Annotated in this window: 24 protein-coding genes, 1 pseudogene and 2 riboswitches; of the genes and pseudogenes, 8 read left to right on the forward strand and 17 right to left on the reverse strand. The window is 27.3% G+C overall.

What is annotated here, in order from left to right; all coding sequences use genetic code 11:
- Positions 1 to 257: 257 nt before the first annotated feature.
- The 7 genes from KGF42_RS14845 to KGF42_RS14875 form a co-directional block, all read right to left on the reverse strand.
- Positions 258 to 857 carry a peptidoglycan-binding domain-containing protein gene (locus tag KGF42_RS14845; protein WP_227826584.1) on the reverse strand — a complete coding sequence of 200 codons (600 nt, stop codon included), beginning with the start codon at positions 855 to 857 and terminating at the stop codon, positions 258 to 260.
- Between the two features lie 61 nt (positions 858 to 918).
- The gene (locus KGF42_RS14850) at positions 919 to 1,962 is read right to left on the reverse strand and encodes a M56 family metallopeptidase (RefSeq protein ID WP_227826585.1); all 1,044 of its coding nucleotides are present in this window, start codon (positions 1,960 to 1,962) and stop codon (positions 919 to 921) included.
- A 112-nt stretch (positions 1,963 to 2,074) separates the two neighbouring features.
- The gene (locus KGF42_RS14855) at positions 2,075 to 3,118 is read right to left on the reverse strand and encodes a M56 family metallopeptidase (protein ID WP_227826586.1); all 1,044 of its coding nucleotides are present in this window, start codon (positions 3,116 to 3,118) and stop codon (positions 2,075 to 2,077) included.
- A complete protein-coding gene (locus KGF42_RS14860; protein ID WP_227823447.1) occupies positions 3,111 to 3,488 on the reverse strand; it encodes a BlaI/MecI/CopY family transcriptional regulator in 378 nt (125 codons plus the stop codon). The genes KGF42_RS14855 and KGF42_RS14860 overlap by 8 nt, the downstream gene beginning before the upstream one ends.
- A 703-nt stretch (positions 3,489 to 4,191) precedes the next feature.
- On the reverse strand, positions 4,192 to 4,908 hold the full coding sequence (locus KGF42_RS14865) for a radical SAM protein (protein WP_227823448.1): 717 nt from the start codon (positions 4,906 to 4,908) through the stop codon (positions 4,192 to 4,194).
- Between the two features lie 18 nt (positions 4,909 to 4,926).
- Positions 4,927 to 5,631, reverse strand: a complete 705-nt coding sequence (locus KGF42_RS14870) for a B3/4 domain-containing protein (RefSeq protein ID WP_054274400.1) — start codon at positions 5,629 to 5,631, stop codon at positions 4,927 to 4,929.
- A gap of 63 nt (positions 5,632 to 5,694) precedes the next feature.
- Positions 5,695 to 5,789, reverse strand: a riboswitch (guanidine-I (ykkC/yxkD leader).
- A gap of 318 nt (positions 5,790 to 6,107) precedes the next feature.
- Positions 6,108 to 6,260, reverse strand: coding sequence for a hypothetical protein (locus tag KGF42_RS14875; RefSeq protein WP_227826587.1), 153 nt, complete (start codon positions 6,258 to 6,260; stop codon positions 6,108 to 6,110).
- A gap of 163 nt (positions 6,261 to 6,423) precedes the next feature.
- Positions 6,424 to 6,520, forward strand: a riboswitch (cyclic di-GMP riboswitch).
- Between the two features lie 53 nt (positions 6,521 to 6,573).
- Here KGF42_RS14875 and KGF42_RS14880 point away from each other — a divergent pair.
- A complete protein-coding gene (locus tag KGF42_RS14880) occupies positions 6,574 to 6,723 on the forward strand; it encodes a hypothetical protein (RefSeq protein WP_227826588.1) in 150 nt (49 codons plus the stop codon).
- Positions 6,724 to 6,911: 188 nt separating this feature from the next.
- On the opposite strand, the pseudogene KGF42_RS14885 reads toward KGF42_RS14880, so the two are convergent.
- The 7 genes and pseudogenes from KGF42_RS14885 to KGF42_RS14915 all read right to left on the reverse strand — a co-directional run.
- Positions 6,912 to 7,073, reverse strand: a pseudogene (locus KGF42_RS14885) (cell wall-binding repeat-containing protein); the annotation flags it as partial.
- 532 nt (positions 7,074 to 7,605) lie between these two features.
- A complete protein-coding gene (locus KGF42_RS14890; protein ID WP_227821262.1) occupies positions 7,606 to 8,616 on the reverse strand; it encodes a biosynthetic peptidoglycan transglycosylase in 1,011 nt (336 codons plus the stop codon).
- A 127-nt stretch (positions 8,617 to 8,743) separates the two neighbouring features.
- Positions 8,744 to 9,250 (reverse strand): 3'-5' exonuclease, encoded by a 507-nt coding sequence (locus KGF42_RS14895; RefSeq protein WP_227821261.1) that lies wholly within the window; start codon positions 9,248 to 9,250, stop codon positions 8,744 to 8,746.
- A gap of 158 nt (positions 9,251 to 9,408) precedes the next feature.
- Positions 9,409 to 10,077, reverse strand: a complete 669-nt coding sequence (locus KGF42_RS14900; RefSeq protein WP_227826589.1) for a hypothetical protein — start codon at positions 10,075 to 10,077, stop codon at positions 9,409 to 9,411.
- Positions 10,078 to 10,491: 414 nt separating this feature from the next.
- Positions 10,492 to 10,998, reverse strand: coding sequence for a flavin reductase (locus KGF42_RS14905; RefSeq protein WP_227826590.1), 507 nt, complete (start codon positions 10,996 to 10,998; stop codon positions 10,492 to 10,494).
- Positions 10,999 to 11,432: 434 nt separating this feature from the next.
- On the reverse strand, positions 11,433 to 12,461 hold the full coding sequence (locus KGF42_RS14910) for a 3'-5' exonuclease (protein ID WP_255650974.1): 1,029 nt from the start codon (positions 12,459 to 12,461) through the stop codon (positions 11,433 to 11,435).
- A gap of 47 nt (positions 12,462 to 12,508) precedes the next feature.
- Entirely contained in the window at positions 12,509 to 13,369 is an 861-nt protein-coding gene (locus KGF42_RS14915; protein ID WP_054274408.1) for a tRNA 2-thiocytidine biosynthesis TtcA family protein, read from the reverse strand.
- A gap of 268 nt (positions 13,370 to 13,637) precedes the next feature.
- Between KGF42_RS14915 and KGF42_RS14920 the strand changes: the two genes are divergently transcribed.
- From KGF42_RS14920 to KGF42_RS14930, 3 genes are read left to right on the forward strand one after another with little or no spacing between them, the layout of a single operon-like run.
- Complete coding sequence (locus KGF42_RS14920; protein WP_227821257.1) at positions 13,638 to 13,847, forward strand: spore coat associated protein CotJA; 210 nt, start codon at positions 13,638 to 13,640, stop codon at positions 13,845 to 13,847.
- On the forward strand, positions 13,847 to 14,113 hold the full coding sequence (locus tag KGF42_RS14925) for a spore coat protein CotJB (protein WP_004454698.1): 267 nt from the start codon (positions 13,847 to 13,849) through the stop codon (positions 14,111 to 14,113). Before KGF42_RS14920 ends, KGF42_RS14925 begins: the two co-directional genes overlap by 1 nt.
- Before the next feature lie 28 nt (positions 14,114 to 14,141).
- Entirely contained in the window at positions 14,142 to 14,714 is a 573-nt protein-coding gene (locus tag KGF42_RS14930; RefSeq protein ID WP_003416728.1) for a manganese catalase family protein, read from the forward strand.
- Between the two features lie 240 nt (positions 14,715 to 14,954).
- On the opposite strand, the gene KGF42_RS14935 is transcribed toward KGF42_RS14930, so the two are convergent.
- Together KGF42_RS14935 and dut are read right to left on the reverse strand one after the other, a co-directional pair.
- Positions 14,955 to 16,145: a C40 family peptidase gene (locus tag KGF42_RS14935; RefSeq protein WP_227821256.1), complete on the reverse strand. Its 1,191-nt coding sequence runs from the start codon at positions 16,143 to 16,145 to the stop codon at positions 14,955 to 14,957.
- A 260-nt stretch (positions 16,146 to 16,405) separates the two neighbouring features.
- Entirely contained in the window at positions 16,406 to 16,837 is a 432-nt protein-coding gene (gene dut, locus KGF42_RS14940; RefSeq protein ID WP_054274410.1) for a dUTP diphosphatase, read from the reverse strand.
- 112 nt (positions 16,838 to 16,949) lie between these two features.
- Between dut and KGF42_RS14945 the strand changes: the two genes are divergently transcribed.
- On the forward strand, positions 16,950 to 19,178 hold the full coding sequence (locus KGF42_RS14945; protein ID WP_227821255.1) for a type IA DNA topoisomerase: 2,229 nt from the start codon (positions 16,950 to 16,952) through the stop codon (positions 19,176 to 19,178).
- Between the two features lie 122 nt (positions 19,179 to 19,300).
- On the opposite strand, the gene KGF42_RS14950 is transcribed toward KGF42_RS14945, so the two are convergent.
- Positions 19,301 to 19,786, reverse strand: coding sequence for a MarR family winged helix-turn-helix transcriptional regulator (locus tag KGF42_RS14950; protein ID WP_003430844.1), 486 nt, complete (start codon positions 19,784 to 19,786; stop codon positions 19,301 to 19,303).
- Positions 19,787 to 20,037: 251 nt separating this feature from the next.
- On the opposite strand from KGF42_RS14950, the gene KGF42_RS14955 reads away from it, so the two are divergent.
- Genes KGF42_RS14955 through KGF42_RS14965 form a run of 3 tightly spaced genes read left to right on the forward strand, consistent with a single transcriptional unit; the run spans position 20,038 to position 25,744 of the window.
- Entirely contained in the window at positions 20,038 to 21,261 is a 1,224-nt protein-coding gene (locus KGF42_RS14955) for an efflux RND transporter periplasmic adaptor subunit (RefSeq protein ID WP_227821254.1), read from the forward strand.
- Positions 21,262 to 21,265: 4 nt separating this feature from the next.
- Positions 21,266 to 24,400, forward strand: coding sequence for an efflux RND transporter permease subunit (locus KGF42_RS14960; RefSeq protein WP_227826592.1), 3,135 nt, complete (start codon positions 21,266 to 21,268; stop codon positions 24,398 to 24,400).
- Between the two features lie 21 nt (positions 24,401 to 24,421).
- Entirely contained in the window at positions 24,422 to 25,744 is a 1,323-nt protein-coding gene (locus KGF42_RS14965; RefSeq protein WP_255643234.1) for a TolC family protein, read from the forward strand.
- The last annotated feature ends 369 nt before the right edge of the window (positions 25,745 to 26,113 follow it).

The following is a 26,113-nucleotide window of genomic DNA, read 5'->3' on the forward strand; positions in this document are numbered from 1 at the left end:
GACTACACAATAAAATAGTAAAAAATAAACGTGGAATATATCTTCATCATTTAAAAAAAGTATTCTAAAATTATTATTTACAATCAAATATTATCTGAAAAAATGGTATTTTCATACCTTTATTTGTTATGCATAATTTTATTTACAACATAAACTTTATATAAAATAATTAAAAATATACCTATTAAGGTAAGTAAAAAAGAGCTCCCACAGAACAAATTTAATTTGCTCCTGCGACAGCCCCTTTTTTATTTTTATTAAAGTCTATTTGCTGCAGCTTCCCAAGTTCGTTTTCCTACAATTCCATCCTTTGTTAAACCAAGTTTACCTTGTAGTGTCTTAACTGCATTATATGTAGCACTTCCAAATTGACTATCAGCTTGAATACCAGTATTAGCTATTTCATTACATAAAAGCTGAGCTAAGTGCACTGGATTACCTGATGTAGTATATCCATAACCCACGGTAACACTTGTACTAACAGTATAATTCTTACCTCCACCTGAAACTATAAATTTACCACTTCTATCATACTGAATATCATACAAAATTCTGGAATCTTTATATCCATCTAAATTATAAGTGTTTATATTTTCATCAGGTATGAAAATCAAGTTATCTGGAGAAGGTTTTATATTAAATTCCTTACAACTCTCCTCATATTCTTTCTTAACTTCTTCTGGTGCATTTTGATATGTAAATTCATATCCTGATACTGTAAATGATTTTTCAACAGATTCTTCATTTAACACCTTTTCATAGTTAAAAGTTTTATTGTTTGAGTTTGCAAATACAGTATTACCAAATACAAACGTCATACAACAAGTAATTGCTAAAGTTTTTGTTATTCTTTTCAATGTTTCATTCCTCCTTGATACTTTTATTGTAAAATATTAATATAAATACTTACTTTTAAATTTAATATTCTGAATAGATAACTTTACGATTTAATATGTTATCACTTTTAAGATTTGCTCTTGTATTATTAAGAATTCCTATTGTCCTTAAAGCATTAGAATTATCAAAACTAATTTTTTCAACATTAAAATAAGTTATTGAAGATATACAAATCAAAATTAATGCTACAAAAGTACCTCTTCTACCTTTTTTCTTAATAATATTATCTAATCTCTTTTCTAAATTTGTCTTATTAAATTCAGTTGTCAAAATTCCACTAGGATAATTCTTACTCATCTTAATTGACTTTATAAGTGCTAATGCATACTCTTTTTTATCTCTTAAAGAACAATCAGACAAAACACTTTCATCACAATATAATTCACAATCGATATTTATTCTATTGCTCATTATATAAACTATTGGATTAAACCAATATATCATTTTCACAGATAATACTAAAAGCTTTATTAAAATATCTTTGTTTTTAAAGTGCATCAATTCATGTCTTAAAATCCAAGTTAACTCATCCTTACTATAAGGATAGTCTGGTAAAAATATATATGATTTAAATAATCCCATACCTGCTGGGCTTATAAGTTCATCAGAACCTCTTAGTTCAATTTTCTTTTTTATATTTAACTCTTTCAATAAATCTTTATAGATACAGTTGACTTCACTATCTTCTATATCATAAGATATATCAACAACAAGATTTTTAAATTTTGTATACTTTATAAATGTATACCCTATAATAAATATAGTTACAAATATCCATAAATAAGATAGATACAACATAAGATTATTATCTATATGTATATTAATTTGTACAATATCACTTTCTACTATATTACTTTTAGATCCTGTTACTTCGTACACGATTGTATAATTAAACATGAAAAGTAACATCCTAAAAACTATTATCAACCAAATATAATAATTAAATTTTTTACTAAAATTCTCAAACAAATATCTTTTCAAAAATAATAATAAACAAATACCAATACTACATATAACAGTTATCTGAATAAAATTTTCAAAAATATGTATCATGCAATTATTCATCCCTTAAATTATTAAATTAATCTAGCTTACCTTTATTCACATTGTAAACCTATAAGATTATTTTTTTACTTGTATTGATAAAAATATCAACTATAAATACTAGTCTTTAAATTTAATGTTCTGAATAAATAACTTTACGACTTAATATATTATCACTTTTAAGATCAGCTCTTGTATTATTAAGAATTCCTATTGTTCTTAAAGAATTAGAATTATCAAAACTAATTTGTTCAAGATTAAAGTATGTTATTAAAGATATACAAATCAAAATTAACAACATCAGAATACCACTTCTACCCTTATTTTTAACAATACTATCAAGTCTTATTTCTAAACTTGTCTTATTAAATTCTGTAGTTAAAATCCCACTCTGATAATTCTTACTTAGCTTAATTGACTTTATAAGTGCTAATGCATATTCTTTTTTATCTCTTAAAGAGCGCTCAGTCAAAACACTTTCATCACAACATAATTCACAATCTAGATTTACTCTATTGCTCATTATATAAACTAGCGGATTAAACCAATATATTATTTTCACAGACAATACTAAAAGCTTTATTAAAATATCTTTGTTTCTAAAATGCATTAATTCATGTTTTAAAATCCAAGTCAGCTCATCCTTACTATAAGGATAATCTGGTAAAAATATGTATGACTTAAATAATCCCATACCTGCTGGACTTATAAGTTCATCAGAACCTCTTAACTCAATTTTCTTCTTTATGTTTAATTCTTCTAATAAATTTTTATAAATACAATTTACATCATTATCGTCAATATCATAAGATACATCAACAACAAGATTTTTAAATCTCGTATACTTTATAAATGTATAAACTGCAATGACTATAGTTACAAATAACCATAAATAAGCTACATACAGCATAAGATTATTATCTGTAGGAATATCAATTTGTGTAATATTATTTCCTACTCTAACTCTTTTAGACTTTTTTATTTCATACGTTACAGTATAATTAAATAGAAAAAGTAACATCCTAAAGACTATTATCAACCAAATATAATAATTGAATCTTTTGCTAAAATTCTTAAATAAATATCTTTTCAAAAATAATAATAGACAAATACCAAGACTACATATAATAGTTGTCTGTATAAGATTTTCAAAGACATATATCATACAATTATTCATCCTTTAAATTTTCAAAATAACTTTCTAAAAAATCTAGCGTGTCTTTACCTATATTTTCATCCTCATGTAATGCTGAAATTAAGCTTCGCAAAGAGTCATCATGTATATTACTTAGGAAATCCTTTGTCTCAAAACTTAAATATTCTTTGTGTTTTACCACTATTGTGTAATGTGTATATCTGTCTATTTTTTGAGCATCTAAGAATCCTCTTTTTACTAGCCTTGATAAAAGTGTCAGTGTCGTAGTTTGTTTCCAGCCATATTTTTGTTCCATAGCTTCAATAACATCCTTTGATGTCACTGTAGCATCTAATCTCCAAATGAATTTCATTACTTTTAGTTCTGCTTGTGGTATTTTTTTTATCATCATTTACACCTCCCTCAAAACTCCTGCTAACATAATTCTACAACATGTGAATTTTTTAGTCAAACAATTTATGAAAAAAATGTGAATTTTTGCATTTTTTGTTAACTTTCTAATTTTTTTAAAATATTAAAAGTTAGATTTTGAAACATAATTGCTTAAACGTTTCATTTTATATATTTAATTATAATAGTGTAGAATATTATTTTCACATTGAAACTGTTTAATAAAAATTCCCATATTTTCACACAAGGGATATTATAATACTTTTTTTTAAAATAAACTAGAGCAATATATAATAAATTTTAATAATCTCCTAATTGTACCTTTATGTTATTAAAATATCTATTTCATATTGATTATTTACAAACATATCTAAATTAACTATAACCCTTACTTAATGTTGAAAATCTAATAGCTCCTTTAAAATATTATATATAGTATGATACATTGTTTAATATCGCTTTTCAATAAAAACATTATAGCTAACAATATATTTTTATTGTTAATTATGTAAAATTTAAAAGAGCATAATAAAAAAACCTTAAAATAATTTTTTTATTTTAAAGGCTTTTATTATATTCTAAGTTTTTATTTTATATTTATAAAATCTAATAATTTATAAAGTATTTTAAACTTATAACTTTCTTTTATTCCCTATAATGTAAACATAAAATTTTATAATATTAATAATTAGCTATATCACTACTTAATTTGTTTCTTGATTTGGAATACTTTTAATATTACACAATTCTTTTGAAATTTCTTCAAATCTTTCGTCAGATATACCAAGTTTTTTCTTAAATTTTTCATCATTTATTCTTTCAACAATCACCTTATCCGGAGATAATTTATCAACAATACTTTTTATCTCATCAATAGAATCCTCATCATCATTATATCCCTTGATAATCGTTATCTCTAAAATAAATTTTCCTCTATATTGTCTATTAAATAAAATCATATTTGAAATATATTTTTCTAAAGTATATCCCAAAATTGGTCTTTGAATTTTTTGAAAATCTTCTTCTGACATTGCTTTTATCTCTCCAACAACCTCATCACACATATTGGCTACCTTTATATATTCATCTTTACCCAATAAATATCCATTAGAAAGTAAACGTACAGGAACTTTTTTTCGTTTTATTAACTTAATAACCTCACAAATTTTATCATTCAATAAAGCTTCTCCTTTTGAATTAATAAAAACTAATTCTGCTTTATTCTTTTCTATCATACTTTCTAATTCTCTCAATGAATCATCTATCTTGCCAAATGATTGATATATATCTACTTTATTATATGACCTTCCAATAGGACAAAATATACAATCAAAATTACAGTACTTTTCAGGAAGTATATTTACTTCTAGTATTTTTTTCGCATCCTCAATATAAATATCTTTATAACTAAAATAACTCATTACTATATCATCTCCAAATTAATCTATTGATACTTTTTTATTGTCAACATCTAAAATTGAAATTTTACATTTTCCACCTAATTTGTCTTGAACTGTTTTAGCTAATTCATTTAAAGCATTTTCAAATTCTTTAAATCTACTTTCATCTACTAATTCAATGCATAAAAATGCATTGTTTGTATTTTCAGTAAGCATCGTTCTCACTGCTTCACGCCAATTCCAGCATCTACAAATTGCTCCACCATCATCTTTATAAATTATTTCCCCTTCATATGGAGATGAATTTTCATCTGTCCCTAATGGAATAAATTCCTCATTACCAATTGCTCTAGTTAACCTAATATCTCCTATAAATTTATCTATATCTTCTCCTCCACAAGGTAATGCATATTTTAGTGAGATAGAATTGTAGATATCTACTAAAGGATTAATAGTTCCTATATTATTTCCATTATGAACTCTTTTTAATAGTGCCTCAATAGAAGACCTTGCTCCTTTTTTCGTTTTAAACTTTTTAAATGCTTCTCTCCATACTTTGATTACTTGGTTATTGCTAAATTCTGAATCATCCAAGTATTTTAATGCTTCTTTTTCTGACTGTAAAATTATTTTCTTATATTCTTCATTTTTTATAGAGTTGTCTATATCATGACAAATAACAACTCCAATCTTTGCACTAGGAAATAGACTCCAAAACTCATCCTCAATAACAAATTTTTTCATTAGAAAACCTCCTCAAATTTAAAGTATGTAAAAATAAAAAAGCCTAAAGAAATATTATTAAATATCTCCCAGGCTTTTATCCTTCCGTGTACACAATAATTGTGCGTTTTCTCTTGGACCTGACCATTATAAAATGCGGAACCCTAGAAAACTAAACTATATGTTTTTAATTTATAAAACACAAATAAATTTTAGCATAATATAGTATTTAAAACAATACTCTATTCTCTAATTTGTACATTAAAATAATTTGCAACCAAATTACAACAATTATAGAATAAACTGGGTGCAAATCACCGATTTTGTTGAATTTCAAGTTATTTAAACCTCTGAAAACACTATACACTTTACAAATTTAATTAATTTCTGATTTAAATTTACTATATATATGTGTATGTCTATAAAGTAAATTCTATCTCAATAAAGTTTTCTAAACAAAATAATTAAGGTAAATACTTCCATCCAATTTTTACAATTTATTCTTTTAAGCTTTTGTAATACTCTTCTAGTGAATCTAACTTTTCTTTACTTATAGATTTATGTGTAATAGTAAAAGAACGCATTATTTTTCTACTTTTACTAGATTTTAATACCTTTTTCTTAAAAGCATAATATTCTTCATTATCCATTACTATTAATTCTACTCTTAATAATTTTTCTTGCCATATATTCTATGTATTTAGTCTGCTTTTTTAAGTGTAAAATAATCTTCATAGCTATAAGTTTATTCAATTTTCAAACAAATATGTTGAATAATAACTAATTCTATTGTATTATTTTAGTTGTAGAATAAAACTAAATCGGCAAAACTAGAGAAATTTAGTGACGCAAAGCTATAGGGACTAACGCTTATAAAATATCTTATGAGTTATGTCAGCCAGTTGCCAAAAAGATATTGTTCTTTTTGTTTTTATGAAAGTTTTTAGGGGGATAATAATATATATGTTTAGAGATAAAATGGATAGATGTACACATATGTTGACTGCTTATATTGGTAGTTCATATGATTATTGTGATTTTATAGATACACAGCTAGATGATTTTATATTAGAGTACGGAAAAAATGTAGTAGAACCTATTTGCACCAAGTGATGGTATTAGTAAGTATAATTAGATAGATTTTGTTTTCTAGAAAACCCTTTTTAGTTTTATCTACATTTAAATAGTATTATGTTAAAAAATTTAACATTTGACGAATTATAAAGTATTTATATTAACTTATAGAATTTCTATCTTTTTGCCTACAATCGCTACTTTGTAAATGCTATTTTGCTCACCTTTACTAAACTACCACTCATTGATGAAGTCACACCTATTACATAACTTTCTATTCTAGTAGTATTAAATGGCACACTTTTCCCATCAGTTAATACTATAGGTGATTTATCTCTGACAGCTACTGAAGCAATATTCATAGCATCTGGTTCACATTTGAAAGCATTAATATAAGGTAGTAGTGGCGAAGACACTGCCCAAGTAGCTTGGCTTTGTAACCACCTATGATTCTATCGTTTAGATAGTATTAAGTCGTTAGCCACCAAAAATCCCCTTGCTCTAGCTATGGGGAATGTATCAAATGAATATAGTTTTAAATATCGGTTTTAGTACTGTTATGAAAGCAGGAAAAGTTTTAGGGATTCGTTAGGAAGATATAGATTTTAAAAACAAAATAATAAGAGTTAGACATACTCTTATTGATAAAGGAAATGGTGTTTTTGAACTAACAACACTTAAGATTAATTCTTCAGTTAGAGATATACAAAAAAAACTTGGTCATAATAAAATTTCTACTACTATGGACACTTATTCTCATGTAACTAATAAAATGAAAAATGAAACAATGAATATTTTTGAAGGAATTATAAAGTAATTTGCCACCGGATTGTAATTACAGTGGCAAATGGATGGCAAATCACTTATTTTATTATCTTTCTAGTTATTCAAAGTATTGAAAAAACTATATTATTTACAAATTTAATCAATTTCTGATTTAAATGGAGTGTCATCAGCTTTAGCTATTCTATACTCCTTATCAGTTATATAGCCAAGCTCATGCATCTTATACAATACAATCACTTGTCTCTTCTTAGCTTCCCCATGGTCAATATACCTTGCAGGATTATTTGTCATACCAGCTAACATAGCACATTCAGCTAGATTTAATTTGCTAACTTTTTTACCAAAGTAGACTTCAGCTCCCTTTGCAGCTCCATATGCATCTTTGCCTAGATACATATTATTTAAATAAGCTTCAAGAATTTCGTCCTTAGTCATAATCTTATTCATCTGCTTAGCATTATACATATCCCTTATTTTTCGTTTCATAGTTTTATCATCACTAGTAAGCAGATTTTTTGAAACTTGCATGTCTATAGTACTCCCACCTTGTGTTGTATCTGTAAATACATTATTTAATACTGACCTAACTAAAGAAATAACATCCACTCCTTTATGCTTATAAAATCTCTCATCTTCTATAGAAATTATTGCATGTTTTAAATCATCTGGAATTTGCTTTATACTGACAACCTCACTACTTATATATTTAGACCTAATTAATTTTTTAGTAACTTCAGGCGACCCTTTTATAGCTGAAACTGTAAATATTGCACCTGCCACTGAAAATATAATCATTGCAACTAGCATAATAGATAACAATGCCCTAACTATTTTAATTCTTTTTTGTTTTTTTCTTTTTTTACTTTTTAACTTTTTCTCTCTTTGCTTATACTCAACTCTTCTTCTTTCTCTTTGATTATAATCTGTATTTAAAGGTCTTACATTATCTCTTGTAAAACTATCTCTTTCTCTTTTTATAAGATTCTGTGAATCTACTTTTTCAATCATTCTTTTACTAGAACTTGTCTTAGAATTTTTATTTTTTTTATTTGTCGAAGTATAAGAATGTTTAGATTTTTTATTACTATCTTTACTGTTACTGACTTTTTTACGTCTTATTTTATTATTATCATTGTAATAACCCATTTTAGTCTCCCTTCTTCATATAAGGTACATTATACATTGTTCTACAAAATAAATCAAAGAACAAAATTGTAAGTTTAAGGGTCAATTTTATAAAGGATATTTTCACTAATTTTCTCTATATTTATGATTAATATTCATCTTTTATTTTCAAAAATAGTTTTGCAGTTGCTAAAGTATCGCTATCAGCTCTATGAGCATTTATATTATCTATATTGTAGTAAGCACAAGCTGTTTCAAGTTTCTTATTTTTTCCTTTATAACTTTTACATTTTTTTAATAATTCTACTGTACATATATAATTGTTTATTGGTTCTAAATCTAACATTCTAAGATAGTAATTTAAAAATTTCAAATCAAATTTCGCATTGTGTGCAATTATAGTTCTATCACCTATGTATTTTCTAAATCTAGGTAAAACTAATTCTATAGGTTCTTCATTTTCTACCATTTCATTACTTATATGTGTCAATTCTGTTATAAATGAAGAAATTATCCCCTTAGGTTTTATCAACCTTGAATAGTTTTTTACAATTTGTTCATTTTTTATTTCTGTTATTCCTATTTCTATTATTTCACAACCTTTATATGGATCTAATCCTGTAGTTTCTAAATCCACAACTACATACTCTTTCATATCTCTTCTCCTTATTATTAAATGGATATATTTATATTCTATATTTATGTAATAGACTAATCAATACTTAATTTTATATGATATAATAAGATTTTACAAATTACAACATAGATATATCCTATATTCCATCATAAATAAAGATTTTTTTATTAGAATAACTAAACTTTTAATTTATTCTTATTTAATCTATTTTGATAAATCTTATTTATTTCACTATTATTTAAATCTTTAAAATCTAAACTTTTAAACTGTTCATCATCTTCCCATATTCCTGCCTGTTTATTTCCATCATTTTTATAGAATACCCCCGTACCATTTTTCTTATTATCTAAAAAATAACCCTTATAAATATCATTATTGGGATATGTTAATTTCCCCAAACCATTTTTTAATCCGTATTTAAATTCACCTGTATATATTGAACCATCTCTATAAGTATATTTTCCTATTCCATGCATCTTATCATCTTTCCACAAACCTTCATACTTTTCCTTACTTGAAAAAATATATATCCCAAATCCATTTTTCTTCCCATCAACAAACTCACCTTTATATAAATCGCCATTATCATATTTAAATACTTTTTCTTCCTTTAATTTCTTATTGCTACTCTTCTCTTTATTACTATTGTTCTTCTTTATATGTATTTCTTCTCTTCTAGCTTCAATAAAATCTCTATCATACCTAAATCCTTTTCTTGATTTAAATTTTTGATTAACCTTCTTCTTGTTAATAAATACTCTAGCTAGTTGAGTAAATATAAATACAGATGATAAACATATAAATACACATAGTATTGTTGTAAAATAACTAGTTATATTTTCCATAAAAAATCACCCTTTAAAAAATTTATTTAAAATACCTAATACAATATATATTTTTATTGAATGTTATTTATACTTTTATAATAACTATATTGAATAAAATTAATCTTGAAATTATTTATATTAAAATAAATCAAATATAAATGTAACAAATTACGTGTTTCTAGTTAACATAAAAATATTTATAAAGTATACTCAAATATTTCAAATAAATACTTATACTCAAATAAATCTCTACTTATGTAAGTGCCTTACATAAATAAAAAGATGAACTCTAGTAAATATAGTTCATCTTTTTTATAATAGTATTTATTTAAAATTAATATTTATTTAGTTATTAGCATCTATTTAGATATCAGATAAAAAAGCACCATCGTTTACTTATAATAATTTCTTTTCAGATAAATTTTATTATAATTATCCTTTTACAAGAACTTTTATAATTTCTGAAATGTACATAGTGTGATAATCCTTCTCTGGATACCATTTTTTATCATTTTCTTTAGCGTCAAAGTTTGCTGGTGGCATACTACCATGATATAACTTTTTACACACCATAATCATATTAGCTTCTTCAAAAGCTACTGTATCATCCACAAAATATGGTGTAAGTCCTGCTTTTTCTATTTTATTTATATCTCTGCCAGAAACAGTACCACAAATATTTAAAGCTTCTCTGTATGTTTCATCAAAGAATGCAATTGTAAAGGTATCATTATTATCTACAAATTCTTTTGTATATCTCTGTGGTCTTATGTAAATTGTAACGACATTTTTACCCCAATATACTCCAACACCACCCCAGCTAGCAGTCATTGTGTTAAACTTTTCTGAATCACCAGCTGTTATAAGCAACCATTCTTTTCCAATCTTAGTAAATGGATTAAACTGTAATTCCTCAATTTTTATTTCTTTAAAACTCATGCCTTCATCCTTCCCTTCATCTTTTTAATATATAAACTAATCGTTAAAAATTTGAATATATGTACTCTTATAATACAGATTTTGTAAATTATAATACAACAAATTGATTACTTTCACAAGACGTATTTTTTACATTTTATAACCATAAAATATCTATAAAATATATTAAATATGAAACATATAATATATTTATTAGGCTTAAAACGATATACGATAAAAATGTGGCTTCTCAAAACAGAGATAAGCATCTTTTTCATTGTTGAAATAATGAAAATATATTTGATTTCATAGAAAAAAGAGTGCCTCATGAGCTAAAAGGTTCATTTTGAGACGCTCCCATTTTTTATTATTTTACATATTTTTATACTAATTTAGTTTTAATCTCATAAAAAATTGCTATAACCATCAAGTTTTGCTCTATTATCTATAATTTCCTATCCTTTATTAACAACATTTAAGTCATCATCTTTATTTATATATATTTTTTCATTATATAAGTCTTCATCAAACATTTTTATTATATTTTCTATCTCATACTTATACTCGTCTTCATGTACTCTATAAAGCATTAAATCTTCTAGTATATCTTTCATATCAAAATACACATCTTCTAATAAATAAAAATAACCTTCTTTTATATCTTTCAATTTATCTATAGTATCCAATTTTTTACTTATATCCTTCATAACCTCTAAATTCTGTATATTTATATCTATGATTGTTGATAAGTACATTCTCACAGTTTTTATTATCTCAATCGAAAAATCCATAATATTATAATTTCCTTCTTTTTTATACAGTGACTCCTTAAATTTATCGAAACAATTATCTAAATCACAATTTATATCGTTGAATGGTGGTCTTATTATATCTCGTATTATCAAAAGATTTTGTATATCTCTATTATTTGTGATTGCCTCATCCAAAATAAATAAATTATATGCATCATTTAATGGGTCATGAGCATCTCCACTAAACTCTAAGTTAGCAAATTCAAGTAAATTTTTTAATGATATGTAGTTCATACATCTCATACCACAATTTATATATTTTTCTTTTATGTCTACAAATAAATCTCTAATATTATTTACAAATCTTGGATGGTTATTTTTCTTAGAATTTCTCATATCTGTGTTATTGAAACATGTCAAATCTAAATTACCAAAAGTATATATTCCTTCAATTTCAGAAAATACGCCAAGCCATTTTTTAAACTTTCTCATGACCTCTTCATAACTTGGTGCATTCTTCAATTCGTCTGAAGATATATGTGTTAATTCCTGTATATGAGGATACAACTCTTCATTACTTACTGGTCTTATTAAAGATTTAAATTTATCAATATTTTTTGTTTTCTCATTATACATAACTGCTCCAATTGCAATTATATCAGAATTTAATACTGCTCTCTTTGATTTAGAATTTGGCATATTCATTTCAAAATCTATATATACTCTTTTCAATATAAACACCCTTTCCAATTGTTTATAGTGATTCTTTTCAATTATTTTTATTCAAATTCTTCTAAGAAAGAATGTTTTTCTCCATCCTTTTGCCAGCCAAGTACTGAATCAAGATTTACATTTTCTGCCGCCTTAAATATAGACTTTTCTACATTTTTAAAGTTTGGTTCTAGACTCTTTATTAAGTCTTTTATCTCATATCTCTTATTACCTGTTTTTTTAGCAGCAACCATACATGCACAATTTAATGGCCATATCCCACTATTTTGAATAAATCTTATAATATGTTCTTCCCTTATATAATAAAGTGGTCTTATGATTTTTATACCTTCAAAATTAGTGGAATTAAGTTTCGGAAGCATTGTTTTAAAATTACCAGCACATAATAAATTAAGCATTGTTGTTTCTATTACATCATCATAATGATGACCTAATGCAAGTTTATTACACCCTAATTCTTCTGCCTTTGAATATAATGCTCCTCTCCTCATTCTTGCACACATATAACATGGATAATCTTTTGCTATTTCATCTGCTATTTCAAATATTCTTGAATCAAATAAGTGTATTGGTATATTTAGATATTCACAATTATCTATAAGTAATTGTCTTATATTTGCATGGTATCCAGGGTCCATAGCAATAAATTCAACATCAAAATTAACTTGTCCATGCTTTTTTAACTCTTGAAACATTTTAGCCATAAGAATACTGTCTTTTCCACCAGAAATTGCTACAGCTATCTTATCCCCTTCTTCAACTAATTTATAATCTCTTATTGCCTTCATAAACTTGGACCATAAATTTTTTCTATATTTTTTTATTATACTTTTTTCTATATCTCTTACTGGAAGCCTTTCCTCAAAAGGAACTATAATTTCACAGCCTTTTCCTGATAGCTCACTCATCTAATCACCTCGTATATTTATGTTAATAATATTTTACAAAAAAGTCTACCTTCATCCATAAAATACTATAATTTTTACTTTAATTTTAATAAATAATTTATAGTTTACAATAACACATAAACTTATAATAACATAAATAACCTCTTTCTTTTATTATCTTTTTTATTTTTCTCATTTAATATTTTATTATGAGTAACGATTTTTAAATGATTGAATATTATACACTAGATAGAGTTACCTATCTATTTACAACAAGGAGGTTTTCATCTTGGAAAATAAGAATAGAGATATCAAAAAAAATTGTGGTCCATCTTTGGCTAGACCATACATTAATAATCAAATTTTCACAGAAATGTACTGCCTTTCTGATGCATTAAAATTTGGAACTATATTCCCAGAACTAAACTTATTAGAATCTGAAATGTACAACAAAGAATTATATGCTAAGCCAAAAAAATATAGAGGAGGTAGAAGATAATGAAAGATTCATCTAGAGCTGAACTTATGAGAAAAGTTCAGGAAACATCTTTTGCATGTGTTGATATGAACTTATATTTAGACAATCACCCTGATGATAAAAACGCTATCAATACTTACAATTCATTATGTAACCAATTTGCGCAAGCTAGATATGCTTACGAAAATAAATACGGTCCTTTAACTAACTTTGGGTATGCTCCAAGTAGATGCCCTTGGCAATGGGCTGACCAACCTTGGCCTTGGGACAGAGAATTTAATTATTAGACATTAAGTATTGGAGGATTGAAAATTCATGTGGATATATCAGAAAACTATACAACACCCAGTTAATATAAAAACTTGCGACCCTAGAATGGCTAAATTTCTTATAACTCAATTTGGTGGACCAAATGGAGAGCTTGCTGCATCTTTGAGATATTTAAGCCAAAGATATACAATGCCTACTGGTAATATGCGTGCACTTTTAACAGACATCGGTACAGAAGAGTTAGCTCACGTTGAGCTTATATGTACTATGGTTTATCAGTTGACTTCTGATGCAAGCCCAGAAGAGTTAAAGGCTGCAGGTCTTGGTTCAAACTATGCACAAAATGGATACGGAATTTATCCAACAGATTCAAATGGTGTTCCATTTGATGTAAGACCTATAGCAGTTATGTCAAATCCTGTAACCGATTTACATGAGGATATGGCAGCTGAACAAAAAGCACTTGCAACTTATTATCAGCTTATAAATCTAACAGATGATGTTGATGTTATAGATGTACTAAAATTCTTAGGTCAAAGAGAAATAATTCACTATCAAAGATTTGGTGAAGCTTTAATGGACGCTTACGAGTTAGAAGAATCTCAAAAAATGTTCTAAAATTTTTATTTATATAAACTACTATTATTTGATAATTTATAATTTACTGTTTGTGTTAAAATTTATAAAAAATATAAATACAACTTATTTTTTAGAAACAGAGAAAATAAATAAAAAAAGCAGGTACCAATCAAATAGCAACATAGATTATAATCTATGAGACTATCAATATTGTACCTGCTTTCATATTATAAGCAATAAAGAAAAATCTATTTATTAAAGTTTTGTAATAAAAAATAATTATAAAACTCTTCTTGCGTTTACATATCTGCTTGAATAGTAACTACTATTTATATTAGATATTGTTACCTTTTTTGATGAACCTGAAGATGCATGTATCATATCTCCATTTCCTATGTATATTCCAACATGACTTACAGAACCATTATTTGAACCTTGTGTATCAAAGAATACTAAATCTCCGCTTCTAAGGTCTCCTCTATTTACATATGTTCCATACTTACTTTGGTCTCTAGATACTCTTGGAATACTAACTCCTGCAGATTTTTTCATAACATATTGTGTGAATCCAGAACAGTCAAAACTACTTGGACCTTCTGCTCCCCATACATATGGTTTTCCAAGTAGTGTCTTTGCAAAACTTATTACACTATCAGCTCCCTGACTTGGAGAATTAGTCGAATAAGATGGAATTGAGGTATCAACCGAACCTTTTTCAGCAAGGTATTGACTTGATACATATCCGGTTTGATTACCATGACTTACTTTTGTCCATCCTCCATTTTCAGAAATACTTCCAACCTCAGTACCATAGCTTAATGTACCTATTTTAGAATGACCTGTACCTGGCCCTGTTCTAAGGTTCAATGACTTTGCTGTTACTACCTTTGTACCCTTTACAAGGTCATTTGAACTGTTTCCAGCATTTTCATTTGTAGAGTCATTTACACTAGTTCCTAAATATTTACTTGAAACATAACCCACTCTACCATTAGAACTTATTTTTGACCATCCATTTGACTCAGATATGTATCCAACTTCAGTTCCGTATCCTAGTGTAGATATTTTAGAACTACTTGTGCTTGGTCCTGTTCTAAAATTTAATCCTTTTGCTGTTACAACTTTTGTTGACTTAACTGAAGCATCATTACTTTCATTACTATTTCCAAGGTTATTTATTCCTACATAATTTCCATGCACATAACCTGTGTTTCCATTATATTTAACTTTTATCCAAGAACCATCTTTTCCTACATACTCAACTTTATCACCTTTATAAAGTTTCCCTATTGATTCATGGTTTGTACCTGGTCCTTTTCTAAAATTTACTGCATTTCCTGTTATTGTTCTGCTTTCTATACTTACACTTTCTAATTCAGACTCATTAGCATATGCTAAGTTCCCCATGGTAGGCATTATTATCGCAGTTGCCATTATACTGGCTGCTATTTTCTTTTGATTAAAATTCATAACTTTCCACTCATCTCCTCTTTTCTACTAGCTTTATTTCATTTCTAAATATAAAAAAAATAATTGACACTATACTAAAATATCAATTATTTCTTTTATATTAATATTATTACAAATTTGTAACTATTTGTCTATAGTAATATTTATTTACCACAAATTACCATAAATGAATTTTAATTATTAACAGCCTGTAATTTAGCAATATAGCCATCTTTTATCTTTTCAAAAGATGACTATATTTTTTAACTTTTTTGTAACTTTTAAAATCCTGTTGAACCAAACCCACCTTTTCCTCTTTCAGAGTCACTTAACTCTTTAACTTCTTCTATGTTGATATCATAAATAGGTTTTACTATCATTTGAGCAATTTTCATATGTTTTTCAACCTTAAAATCACTTTTGCCATGATTTATTAATATAATTTTAAGCTCTCCTCTATATCCTTCATCAATAGTTCCTGGTGTATTTAATACAGTAATAGAATGTTTTAAAGCAAGGCCACTTCTAGGTCTTACCTGTGCTTCTGTCATAGCAGGAAGCTCTATACAGATTCCAGTTTTAATAAGTTTAGTCTCCCCAGAAGGTATTATAACCTCTTCTATAGAATACAAATCCATACCAGCATCACCTTTGTGAGCAAAATTAGGTATTATAGCATCATCATTTAGTTTTTTTACTTTCAAATTGTACATTTTATATCTCCTTTCAACTTTCTATAAATATTATAACTTAAATTTCGACCTCTTGAAGTTTTTTATTTTTTTGTGGTAATATAATTATTAGTGTTTTAAAGGAGGATTTTTTATGAAACTTGTACTCGCTGAGAAACCATCTGTTGCAAAAACTATAGCATCATTTTTAGGTGCAAAGACCAGACAAGATGGTTACTTTGAAGGAAATGATTATATAATTACTTATGCAGTTGGACACTTAGTATCATTATATGATATGAAAGATTATGATAAAGATAAATATTCTGGCTCTTGGAAAATGAACAATTTCCCATTTGTTCCTGAAGATAAGTTTAAATTTAAGATTGATAGTTCTAAAACCAAACAATTCAACACTGTAAAAAAACTTTTGAATAGAAAAGATGTAGAATATGTAATAAATGCTACTGATAATGACCGAGAAGGAGAACTTATAGCATTTTTAATATTCTTACTTGCAAAAAATAAAAAACCAGTAAAAAGGATTTTGGTAAATGAATGGACACCAGAAGACATTACAAGAGGTATAAAAAACTTAAAAGATGAAGATGAGATGAGAAATCTTCAAGCTGCTGGGTATACAAGACTTATTACTGATTGGTTGATTGGAATAAACTTTACTTCTGTTGCTACATTGAAATATGGAAATGGAAAATTACTAAATATAGGTAGAGTAATTCTTCCAACAGTTAAATTAGTCTATGATAGAGATATGGAAATACTAAACTTTGTTCCTAAAACCTATTATGAAATAGAAGGTCATTTTAAAGCTGAAACTGGTGAATATAAAGGTAAATATATTAAGGGAAAAGAAAGTAAATTTGATACACTTGAAGATGCAAATAAAATTATAGCTTCAATTACATCTGAAACTGGTAAAATACTAGATAAAAAAGTTACGATGTCAAAAGAATATGCACCAAAACTTTTTAGTTTGACATCACTTCAAGGATATATAACTTCTAAGTATTCCAATTTTACATCTGATAAGGTTTTAAATGTCTGTCAGTCTCTTTATGAGGGTAATGGTAAGGGTGGATATATAACCTACCCTAGAACTGATTCTATCTTTCTAGAAGAAAGTTTGGCTTCAAAAGCTTCTCAAACTCTAGATAAGCTAAAGGTTGGCCTTGAATATGAAAATAAAATTAAATTTTCTAAAACTAAAAGGGTCTTCGATTCTTCTAAAGTAGACTCCCATAGTGCTATAATTCCAACTTATATAATTCCAAAGAGTTTATCTAAGGATGAACAATTAGTTTATGATGCTATAAAAGATAGATTTATAGCAAACTTTATGCCTCCTGCTGAATATGAGAATACAGAAATTAAGACTGAAGTAGATAATTGTACTTTCTTAACAAAAGGTAAGGTACTCAAAGCAAAAGGATATCTTGAGGTATATAATAAGGAAGAAAAAAACGATTTACTCCCACTTGTAAATAAAGATGATATTGTTGATGTATTAGAAATAAAACCATTAACTAAGCAAACTACTCCACCTAAACCATATACAGAGGACACTCTTTTAAAAGCAATGAAAAATTGTGGTAAAAATGTTCCTGAAGAAGATACAACAGTGCTGTCTGGATATTCAATTGGAACATCAGCCACACGTGCCGATGTGTTAAAGAAGATAAGTCAAGTAGGCTATGTAAAGAAAAAAGGGAAATCTTATTCTATAACAGACCTTGGAAAAAATTTAGTTGAGATTTTTCCTGTGAAAGACTTATTTGATGTAGATTATACTGGGAAACTTGAAAAAAGCTTGAGCGATATTCAAAAAGGAAAATACACAAGAAAAGAATATCTTACTAATATCATTAGTTTTATATATCAAAATGTCAATATTATAAAACAAGATGCTTCAAAAAATATAAACACGGAAGCATATACTTTCGATTCAAAAACTAAAAAATTTACTAAAACAAAAGAAAAAAAACAGAAAAAAGATGTGACTAATGCTGAAAAAGAAGTTGCTATATCAAAAGATTCTGATAACAAAAAAGAAAGTAAAAATGGTGATGAAAATCAAGCTCTTGGTAAATGCCCTATTTGTCAAGGTGATGTACTGGAATTTGACAAAGGATTTGCTTGTAAAAATCATAAAGAATGTAAATTTGTTATTTGGAAAAATGATAAGTATTTAAATCTTTATAAAAAGAAAGTTAACAAAACAATGGTCAAAAATATTTTAAAAAAAGGTGAAACAAAAGTAAAATCTTTAACTGCTAAAAATGGTAATAAATTTAATGCTACATTAAAATATAATAAAAACCCGGATACTGGCTATTTCAACTGGAAAATAGAGTTTGATAACTAAATATTCATAACAAAAGAAATAGCAGTAGTATAATATAGAATATTATACTACTGCTATTTCTTTTCTTGTAAAGTTTTAATTTTCTTAATAAATTTTCTTAATAGTTACTTCCACAATCAAATCTAACCTAATTTCTTTACTATTTCTGATAACTTTAATGTATGTTCATCCAATAAAGTCAGCTCCTCCTCAGAAAGATTTGATAATTTTTTTACTAGAGATTCTTTGAGAATAGCTTTTACTGCATCAAATAGTTCAAATGCCTTATCTGTTAATTCAACCCTAAGAATTCTTCTATCTTTTGGGTCAGGAAATTTATTGACTAAACCATGTTCCACTAATCTATCAATAATCGGTGTCATGTTTGATTTTAAAATTCCTAAATTAGAGGCTATTTGAGAGATTGATGATGAATTAGATGTCATAAGATAGAGAATTACCTTAGCATGCGATGGAGCCATTGGACATTCCTCAAAATACGCTTTCATTATATCCGAGTTATTTTGAAATTTTTTTAACAAATCACTTTCTTTAAATATATTATTCTCAAGCACAAATAAAAAATCTAAAAAAGAGTCCGCTATTTTAAGTATATTGTTGTTATCCATATTTGTAACATCCCTTCAATAGATAGTGTAATAAAACATTCGTTGTTTATATAGTATAAATTATAAACTATTAATAAATTTAAAACAAGAAAAAGTTATTGACTCATAATAATTATAAATTTATAATCAAATTAGAGAATTATAAATTGCCAATAATGGGAAGTTTTTTAATTAGTCTAAAACTAAACTTAAATTATAAGACACTTTAAATTCTACAACAAGCTAGTGTGCAATATATAATAGGAGGAGATATGAAAAGATATTTAATAGTTTTCTTAATGTGTAGTTCACTGTTTTTAGTTGGATGTGGGAAAACAGAAGAATCTGAACCTGAGAAACCAATAGCAGTCTCTGTTCAGAAGGCAGTAGGTGGAGAAATTGAAAACACAAATTCTTTCTCAGGAACTACAAAGGTTAAAGATGAAACAGCTGTTACTGCACAGACTGTTGGCACAGTTCAAGAAGTTTATGTAAAACTTGGGCAAAACGTAAGAAAAGGAGATGAATTACTGAGTATAAGCAGTCCAGAGCTAGAAAATAGTGTAAAGCAAAGTAAAGCATCACTAGATTTAGCAAAAGCAAGTTATTCAAGTGCCACTGGTGGCTCATTAGAAGCTCAAGTAAATCAAGCAAAAACAGCTCTTGACAATGCAAAGATTCAATATGATGAGTCTCAAAGAAATTATGACAATAATAAGATTCTTTATGAACAGGAAGTAATTAGTTTGGACCAATTTAAAAAAATAGAGTTTTCTTTAGAACAAACAAAACAACAACTAGATTCTGCTCAAAGAGCATACGATACAGCAACTTCAAAGAGTATACCTCAAGCTAAGGCACTTGCTAAAAAACAGCTTGACCAAGCTCAGGTATCATATAATTTAGCAATGAGTAACTTAGACAAATTAACATTAACATCTCCAGTAGATGGTACAATAACTGCTAAAAACTTTGATTCAAAAGAAATGATAACACAATCACAACCAGCTTTTATTATTTCTAATCCTAATATATTAGAAGTTAATTTAAATGTGGCAGAATCAGATATAGGTAAATTTAAGAAGGATGGAAATGTAGATGTTATAATTGAAGACCAAAGAGTTTTAGGAAAAATAGATTATGTACCTTCAGTAGTTGACCCTCAGACATCTTTATATCCTGTTAAAGTGCTTGTTAATAATACAAACAACAAGTTTAAAGCAGGTATGTCTGCTCAAGTAAACCTAAGTGTTGAAAAAGAAAATGGTGCTGTTACAGTACCTAAAAAGGCAATATTTGAAGAAAATGGAAAAAAATATGTATACATAGCAAAGAAAGATAATATAGCACAGAAAAAATTAGTTCAAACTGGAATTGTAACAGAGGATAAAATAGAAATTAAAAGTGGTGTAAGTGATAAAGATACAGTGGTTATTGGAGGGATAAGTCTTATTTCTGATGGAACTAAGATATTTCCTGTAGAAAAGGAGAAATAGTACTATGAATTTAACACATACTTCCGTTAAGCGTCCTCTCACAATCATAATGGTCTTTTTAGTATTAATAGTTTTTGGTGGTATTGGATATAAGAAAATGTCAATAAATCTAATGCCTGATATAGAAATACCTGTTGTAATGGTTATGACTACTTGGACAGGTGCTGGTCCTCAAGACGTTGATGAACAAATTAGTCAAAAAGTTGATGAAGGTTTATCAGCCGTTTCAAATGTAAAATCTACTATATCAAGTTCACAAGAGAGTGTTTCTATGGTAGTGGCTCAATTTGAATTTGGAACTAATTTGGATGAAATAATGAATGATGTTAGGTCTAAAGTTGATGCATTACAGACCAGTCTTCCAGATGATGCAGCTAAACCAACAGTTTTAAAGCTTGATATGAATGCACAAGCCATAGGTCAACTTGTCATATCTGGAGGCAATGAAAATAGTTCACAAGCATTAAGAAAATACGCTGAAGATGTAATTCAACCTAAAATAGAATCTATAGATGGTGTTACTTCAGCAGACCTTAAAGGTGGAGAAAAAGCACAGGTTAATGTAATAGCTGACCCAGCTGTTCTTTCAAATTATGGAGTTAGTTTATCCACTATAAAAGGTGTCCTATCATCTAGTAATAAAACATTCCCCTATGGTTCAATTACCCAAGGTGAGGATAAAATAGTTTTAAGAGCAATTGATAAATTAGAATCCTTAGATGACATAAAACAGATTCAAATTCCTGTAAAAGGAGGAAATACAGTTAGATTAGATAATCTTTGTAGTGTAGATTATGGATATGCAGACAAAGATAGTATTTATAGATACAATGGAAAAGACAGTTTGGTAATAGATATTTCTAAACAACAAGATGCCAACACTGTAAAAGTTATGCAGAGTGCATACAAATATGTAGATGAATTGAATAAAGAAAATCCTCAGTTTAAAATTAAAATTGCTAATGACACAAGTTCATACATAAGTGAATCAATAAACAGTGTAATGAGCAACTTGCTTATAAGTGCTGTTATTGCATTTATTGTAATATTTGCTTTCCTAAAAAGTGTAAGAGCTTCACTAGTTGTTGCAGTTGCAATACCAATTTCTATAATAGGTGCTATAGCAATTCTCTACTTTACTGGCGAAAGTTTAAATCTTATTACTGCAAGTTCACTGGTAATTTCGGTTGGTATGGTTGTTGATAATGCTACAGTTGTAATTGAAAATATATTTAAATATAGGAAAAGTGGTCGGTTGAGTATTGATGAATGTGCTATTGAGGGAACAAGAACTGTAACAAATGCGATACTTGCATCTACATTAACTACTATAGCAATATTCTTACCTATTATGTTTACAGATGGTATAGCCAAAATAACTTTTGGAGCATTGGGTAAAACACTTATAGCTTCCCTAGCCTTCTCTTTTATAGGTGCAATTACGCTTGTTCCTAGTGTATTTGCAAAATTAAGTAGAGGTAAAAATAGCCAAAAAATGCAAGAAAAAGATAGCCCTATATTCGATAAAGTAAGTGAAGCATATAAAAAATTATTAAGTGTATGTTTAAGACATCAACGTTTAGTTGTAATATCAAGTTTACTTATTTTTGTAGCTTCATTATTTGGAATGGGATTCATAGGTATGGACTTTATGCCTGCAGCAGACAAGGGAGAATTATCTATTTCTATAGAACTTCCAAAAGGTCTTAGCCTAGAATCCAATGATTATTATGTATCTATGACTGAGAAAAAAGTTTCAGATATTCCAGAAATTAAAACTTTAATAACAACTTTGACATCAGATTCAAATAATAATACAGCAAATATATCAATTGAATTAGAATCTCAAAAAAATAGAAAAAGAACTACCGATGAAGTAGAAAAAGAAATAATTGATAGAGTGGCTACTGTACCAGATTGTAAAATAAATGTAAGTCAAAACAGTAGTGTCATGGGTGGAGCTGGAGGAGCAGACTTCACATTAGAAATGAAAGGTCCTGATTTAGATGTATTAAAAATATTAGGAAAAGAAGTGGAAAAAGAATTCAGCTCTATAAAAGGATTTAGAAATGTTGAAACTTCTCTTACAGATACAACACAAGAAGCTCAATTTACGATAGATAAACATAAGGCTCAAGAATATGGCGTGAATACTGCTGAAATCGCAGGTATGTTACGTACAGCAATAAATGGTGACTCAGTAACTACTGCTACTATTGACGATTACAAAGTGGACGTAAATCTAAAATTTAAAGCAGATACTATTGATAATTTGGAAGATATAAAACAACTAAAAGTAAACTCTTCAACTGGAAAAGAAGTTCCTCTTGGTGCTTTTTCAGATATAAAAATGGCAAATGGTCTACAATCTATATCTAGAACTGATGGAGATTTTTCTGTAAATATAACTGCTACACTTGACAATTTAGATGCTGGTACTGCTACAAAACTAGCTCTAGAAAAAACAAACAAAATGGTAATTCCTAAAGATTACTCTATAGGTGTTGGTGGCGAAACAGAAATGATGAATGAATCTATGGCAAGCCTTGGATTTTCAATGGTCATAGCTATAGCACTAGTTTATATGGTAATGGTAGCTCAGTTTGAATCATTTAGTAAACCATTTATAATTATGTTCTGTGTTCCATTTGCATTTGTTGGAGTTGTGCTTTCTCTTCTAGTTAGTGGTCAAAGTTTAAGTACTGTAGGTATGCTAGGTATAATCTTACTTATAGGTATCGTTGTTAATAATGGTATAGTTCTTATTGACTATATAGAGCAACTTAGAAAAGCAAATCATAATAATGATTTAATTGGATTGGTTTCAATTGGTTGTGCAGCAAGATTAAGACCAGTTCTAATGACTACAGCAACAACAATTTTAGGTATGTTACCAACAGCACTATCTCTTGGCGAAGGTGGAGAAACTATGCAACCACTAGCTATAGTTATAATGGGTGGTCTGACTGTATCTACACTTATAACTTTGGTACTTATACCTACTATATACTTAATCTTTGATAAATGGGAGAATAAGTTTTCAGACAAAATTCCTAAAATATTTGGTAAGATAACAGATAAAATAGGAAATATAAAGCGTAAAATAATAAAGAAACCAAAATTGAAAGCTAAAGTTTAAATAGAATGGAGGGTGATTGTATTGAATAAAAAAGTTAGTAAAATAGTTGCAATTGGATGTGGTGTTGGTATAATAACAGCCAATCTTATGCCAGTTTACGCAAATAATAATACTTCTTCTATAAATAAAGTTGATAATTCTATTGTAAATAACTCAACTAAAAGAACATCTGAAAAGGAAATTTTTACTGCTAGAGATGCTGTAAGTGCTGCACTTAAAAATAGTGAAAAATTAAAAATGAAATCAGAAGAAATAAAGATGTTAAAAGAAAAGTTAGAAGTACAAGATGAAATTGATAGATATAGTGAAGGTAGCAATTCATTCCCATATGACCAAATTGGACTTCTTAAAAATCAAAGTGAACAGGCTAAAGGATTTATGGAAGACCAAATAGCTAATGATATTACTAATAAATACAATGATTTAGTTTCAAGAGAAAATGAGTTAGATAAGATAAAAAATAATCTTGAGATAAAAACTAAAGAAATTAAAGATATGAAATTAAAAAAAGATTTGGGGTTGGTAACATCTTTAGAAACTGAATCAGCTGAACTTGAACTTCAAACACTACAAAATACTCAAAAAGCTAAACTTCAAGAACTAAAAAACAACCAAGACTATTTTAAGTTATTGACTAATATAGATTTAAATAATTATCAATTGGATAAAGAATATAGATTTGAGTCTTTTAGAGTAGGTGGCTCAGTTGATTCATATATGGAAGGTAAGGTTAATGAATATTTAAAATACGACCAATTGATTTTGGAACGTACAGAGGAAAGTTTTAATGATAAAGATGAGTACAAAGCAGATTTACCAGATAGACCTAGTCTTACAAGACCAGTTGCTCCTACAAAACCAGAACAAGGAAGTCTAACTGATGCTGAATATGATATTCTTATGAATAAGTATAAAAAGGATTATGAGCAATATAAAAACAAAGTTGAAGCATATAATCTTGAAAGACAAACTTATGCTGCCGGTCTTACTACTTATGCAAATTATCTTCAACAAAAATATAATACTGAAAATGCTCTAGTAACATTAGAAGACAGTAAAAAAGCTCTTAAAAAAGGATTAATTGATAGCTATGCTCAATTACTCGCTTTAGAAGATACAATTCAAATTACTAAAAAACAACTTGATTTATCAGAAAAACAATTAAAAAATACTAAATTAAGATATGATTTAGGATTAATTACTTTAACTGATTATAAAAAACAAGTAGTAAGTAATGATGATGCTAAAAATAACTATGACACACTTATTGTGAATTATAACTCATTAAAAAATGGTATAGAGAAACCTTGGATACTTAATACTGGAAGTAATCCTGGTAAATAGAAAGATTTTTCAACATATGTTTGATAAAACAAATAATGGAAATAAATTATCAAAAATATAATTACTTGTAAAACCGTATACTTTTATAGAGGCTGTCTCAAAATAGAGATAAGCCTCTTTTTCATTGAGACTGTAAATCAATTTGTGCTTTTAAAGATAATTTCTACTTTATAGCAACAATTATTTATTTACTATTAATATTTCCCAATATATGAATTTTATTCTAATAAATTGTAAAAAATATATACTGGGATATTTCTAAATATTTTTGTAAACCATATATATTATGGCAAATTTTTAGAATGTAATTTTTTAAAATTATATTCTATTATCAAAGAATATAGATAACTGATTATATATACTATCCCA

It is taken from the genome of Clostridioides sp. ZZV15-6383 (assembly GCF_020657735.1).
GTDB classification, from domain to species: Bacteria; Bacillota; Clostridia; order Peptostreptococcales; family Peptostreptococcaceae; genus Clostridioides; species Clostridioides difficile_D.

Excerpts from the sequence above, each read along its gene's own strand:
- KGF42_RS14895 (WP_227821261.1), bottom strand. The coding sequence starts at position 9,250 with ATGAAAGAGTATGTAGTTGTGGATTTAGAAACTACAGGATTAGATCCA.
- KGF42_RS14890 (WP_227821262.1), bottom strand. The coding sequence starts at position 8,616 with ATGGGTTATTACAATGATAATAATAAAATAAGACGTAAAAAAGTCAGT.
- KGF42_RS14860 (WP_227823447.1), bottom strand. The coding sequence starts at position 3,488 with ATGATGATAAAAAAAATACCACAAGCAGAACTAAAAGTAATGAAATTC.
- KGF42_RS14870 (WP_054274400.1), bottom strand. The coding sequence starts at position 5,631 with ATGAAAAAATTTGTTATTGAGGATGAGTTTTGGAGTCTATTTCCTAGT.
- KGF42_RS14865 (WP_227823448.1), bottom strand. The coding sequence starts at position 4,908 with ATGAGTTATTTTAGTTATAAAGATATTTATATTGAGGATGCGAAAAAA.
- KGF42_RS14930 (WP_003416728.1), top strand. The coding sequence starts at position 14,142 with ATGTGGATATATCAGAAAACTATACAACACCCAGTTAATATAAAAACT.
- KGF42_RS14925 (WP_004454698.1), top strand. The coding sequence starts at position 13,847 with ATGAAAGATTCATCTAGAGCTGAACTTATGAGAAAAGTTCAGGAAACA.
- KGF42_RS14855 (WP_227826586.1), bottom strand. The coding sequence starts at position 3,118 with ATGAATAATTGTATGATATATGTCTTTGAAAATCTTATACAGACAACT.
- KGF42_RS14950 (WP_003430844.1), bottom strand. The coding sequence starts at position 19,786 with ATGGATAACAACAATATACTTAAAATAGCGGACTCTTTTTTAGATTTT.
- KGF42_RS14875 (WP_227826587.1), bottom strand. The coding sequence starts at position 6,260 with ATGGATAATGAAGAATATTATGCTTTTAAGAAAAAGGTATTAAAATCT.
- KGF42_RS14960 (WP_227826592.1), top strand. The coding sequence starts at position 21,266 with ATGAATTTAACACATACTTCCGTTAAGCGTCCTCTCACAATCATAATG.
- KGF42_RS14935 (WP_227821256.1), bottom strand. The coding sequence starts at position 16,145 with ATGAATTTTAATCAAAAGAAAATAGCAGCCAGTATAATGGCAACTGCG.
- KGF42_RS14900 (WP_227826589.1), bottom strand. The coding sequence starts at position 10,077 with ATGGAAAATATAACTAGTTATTTTACAACAATACTATGTGTATTTATA.
- KGF42_RS14915 (WP_054274408.1), bottom strand. The coding sequence starts at position 13,369 with ATGAGTGAGCTATCAGGAAAAGGCTGTGAAATTATAGTTCCTTTTGAG.
- KGF42_RS14880 (WP_227826588.1), top strand. The coding sequence starts at position 6,574 with ATGTTTAGAGATAAAATGGATAGATGTACACATATGTTGACTGCTTAT.
- KGF42_RS14850 (WP_227826585.1), bottom strand. The coding sequence starts at position 1,962 with ATGAATAATTGCATGATACATATTTTTGAAAATTTTATTCAGATAACT.
- KGF42_RS14905 (WP_227826590.1), bottom strand. The coding sequence starts at position 10,998 with ATGAGTTTTAAAGAAATAAAAATTGAGGAATTACAGTTTAATCCATTT.
- KGF42_RS14955 (WP_227821254.1), top strand. The coding sequence starts at position 20,038 with ATGAAAAGATATTTAATAGTTTTCTTAATGTGTAGTTCACTGTTTTTA.
- dut (WP_054274410.1), bottom strand. The coding sequence starts at position 16,837 with ATGTACAATTTGAAAGTAAAAAAACTAAATGATGATGCTATAATACCT.
- KGF42_RS14945 (WP_227821255.1), top strand. The coding sequence starts at position 16,950 with ATGAAACTTGTACTCGCTGAGAAACCATCTGTTGCAAAAACTATAGCA.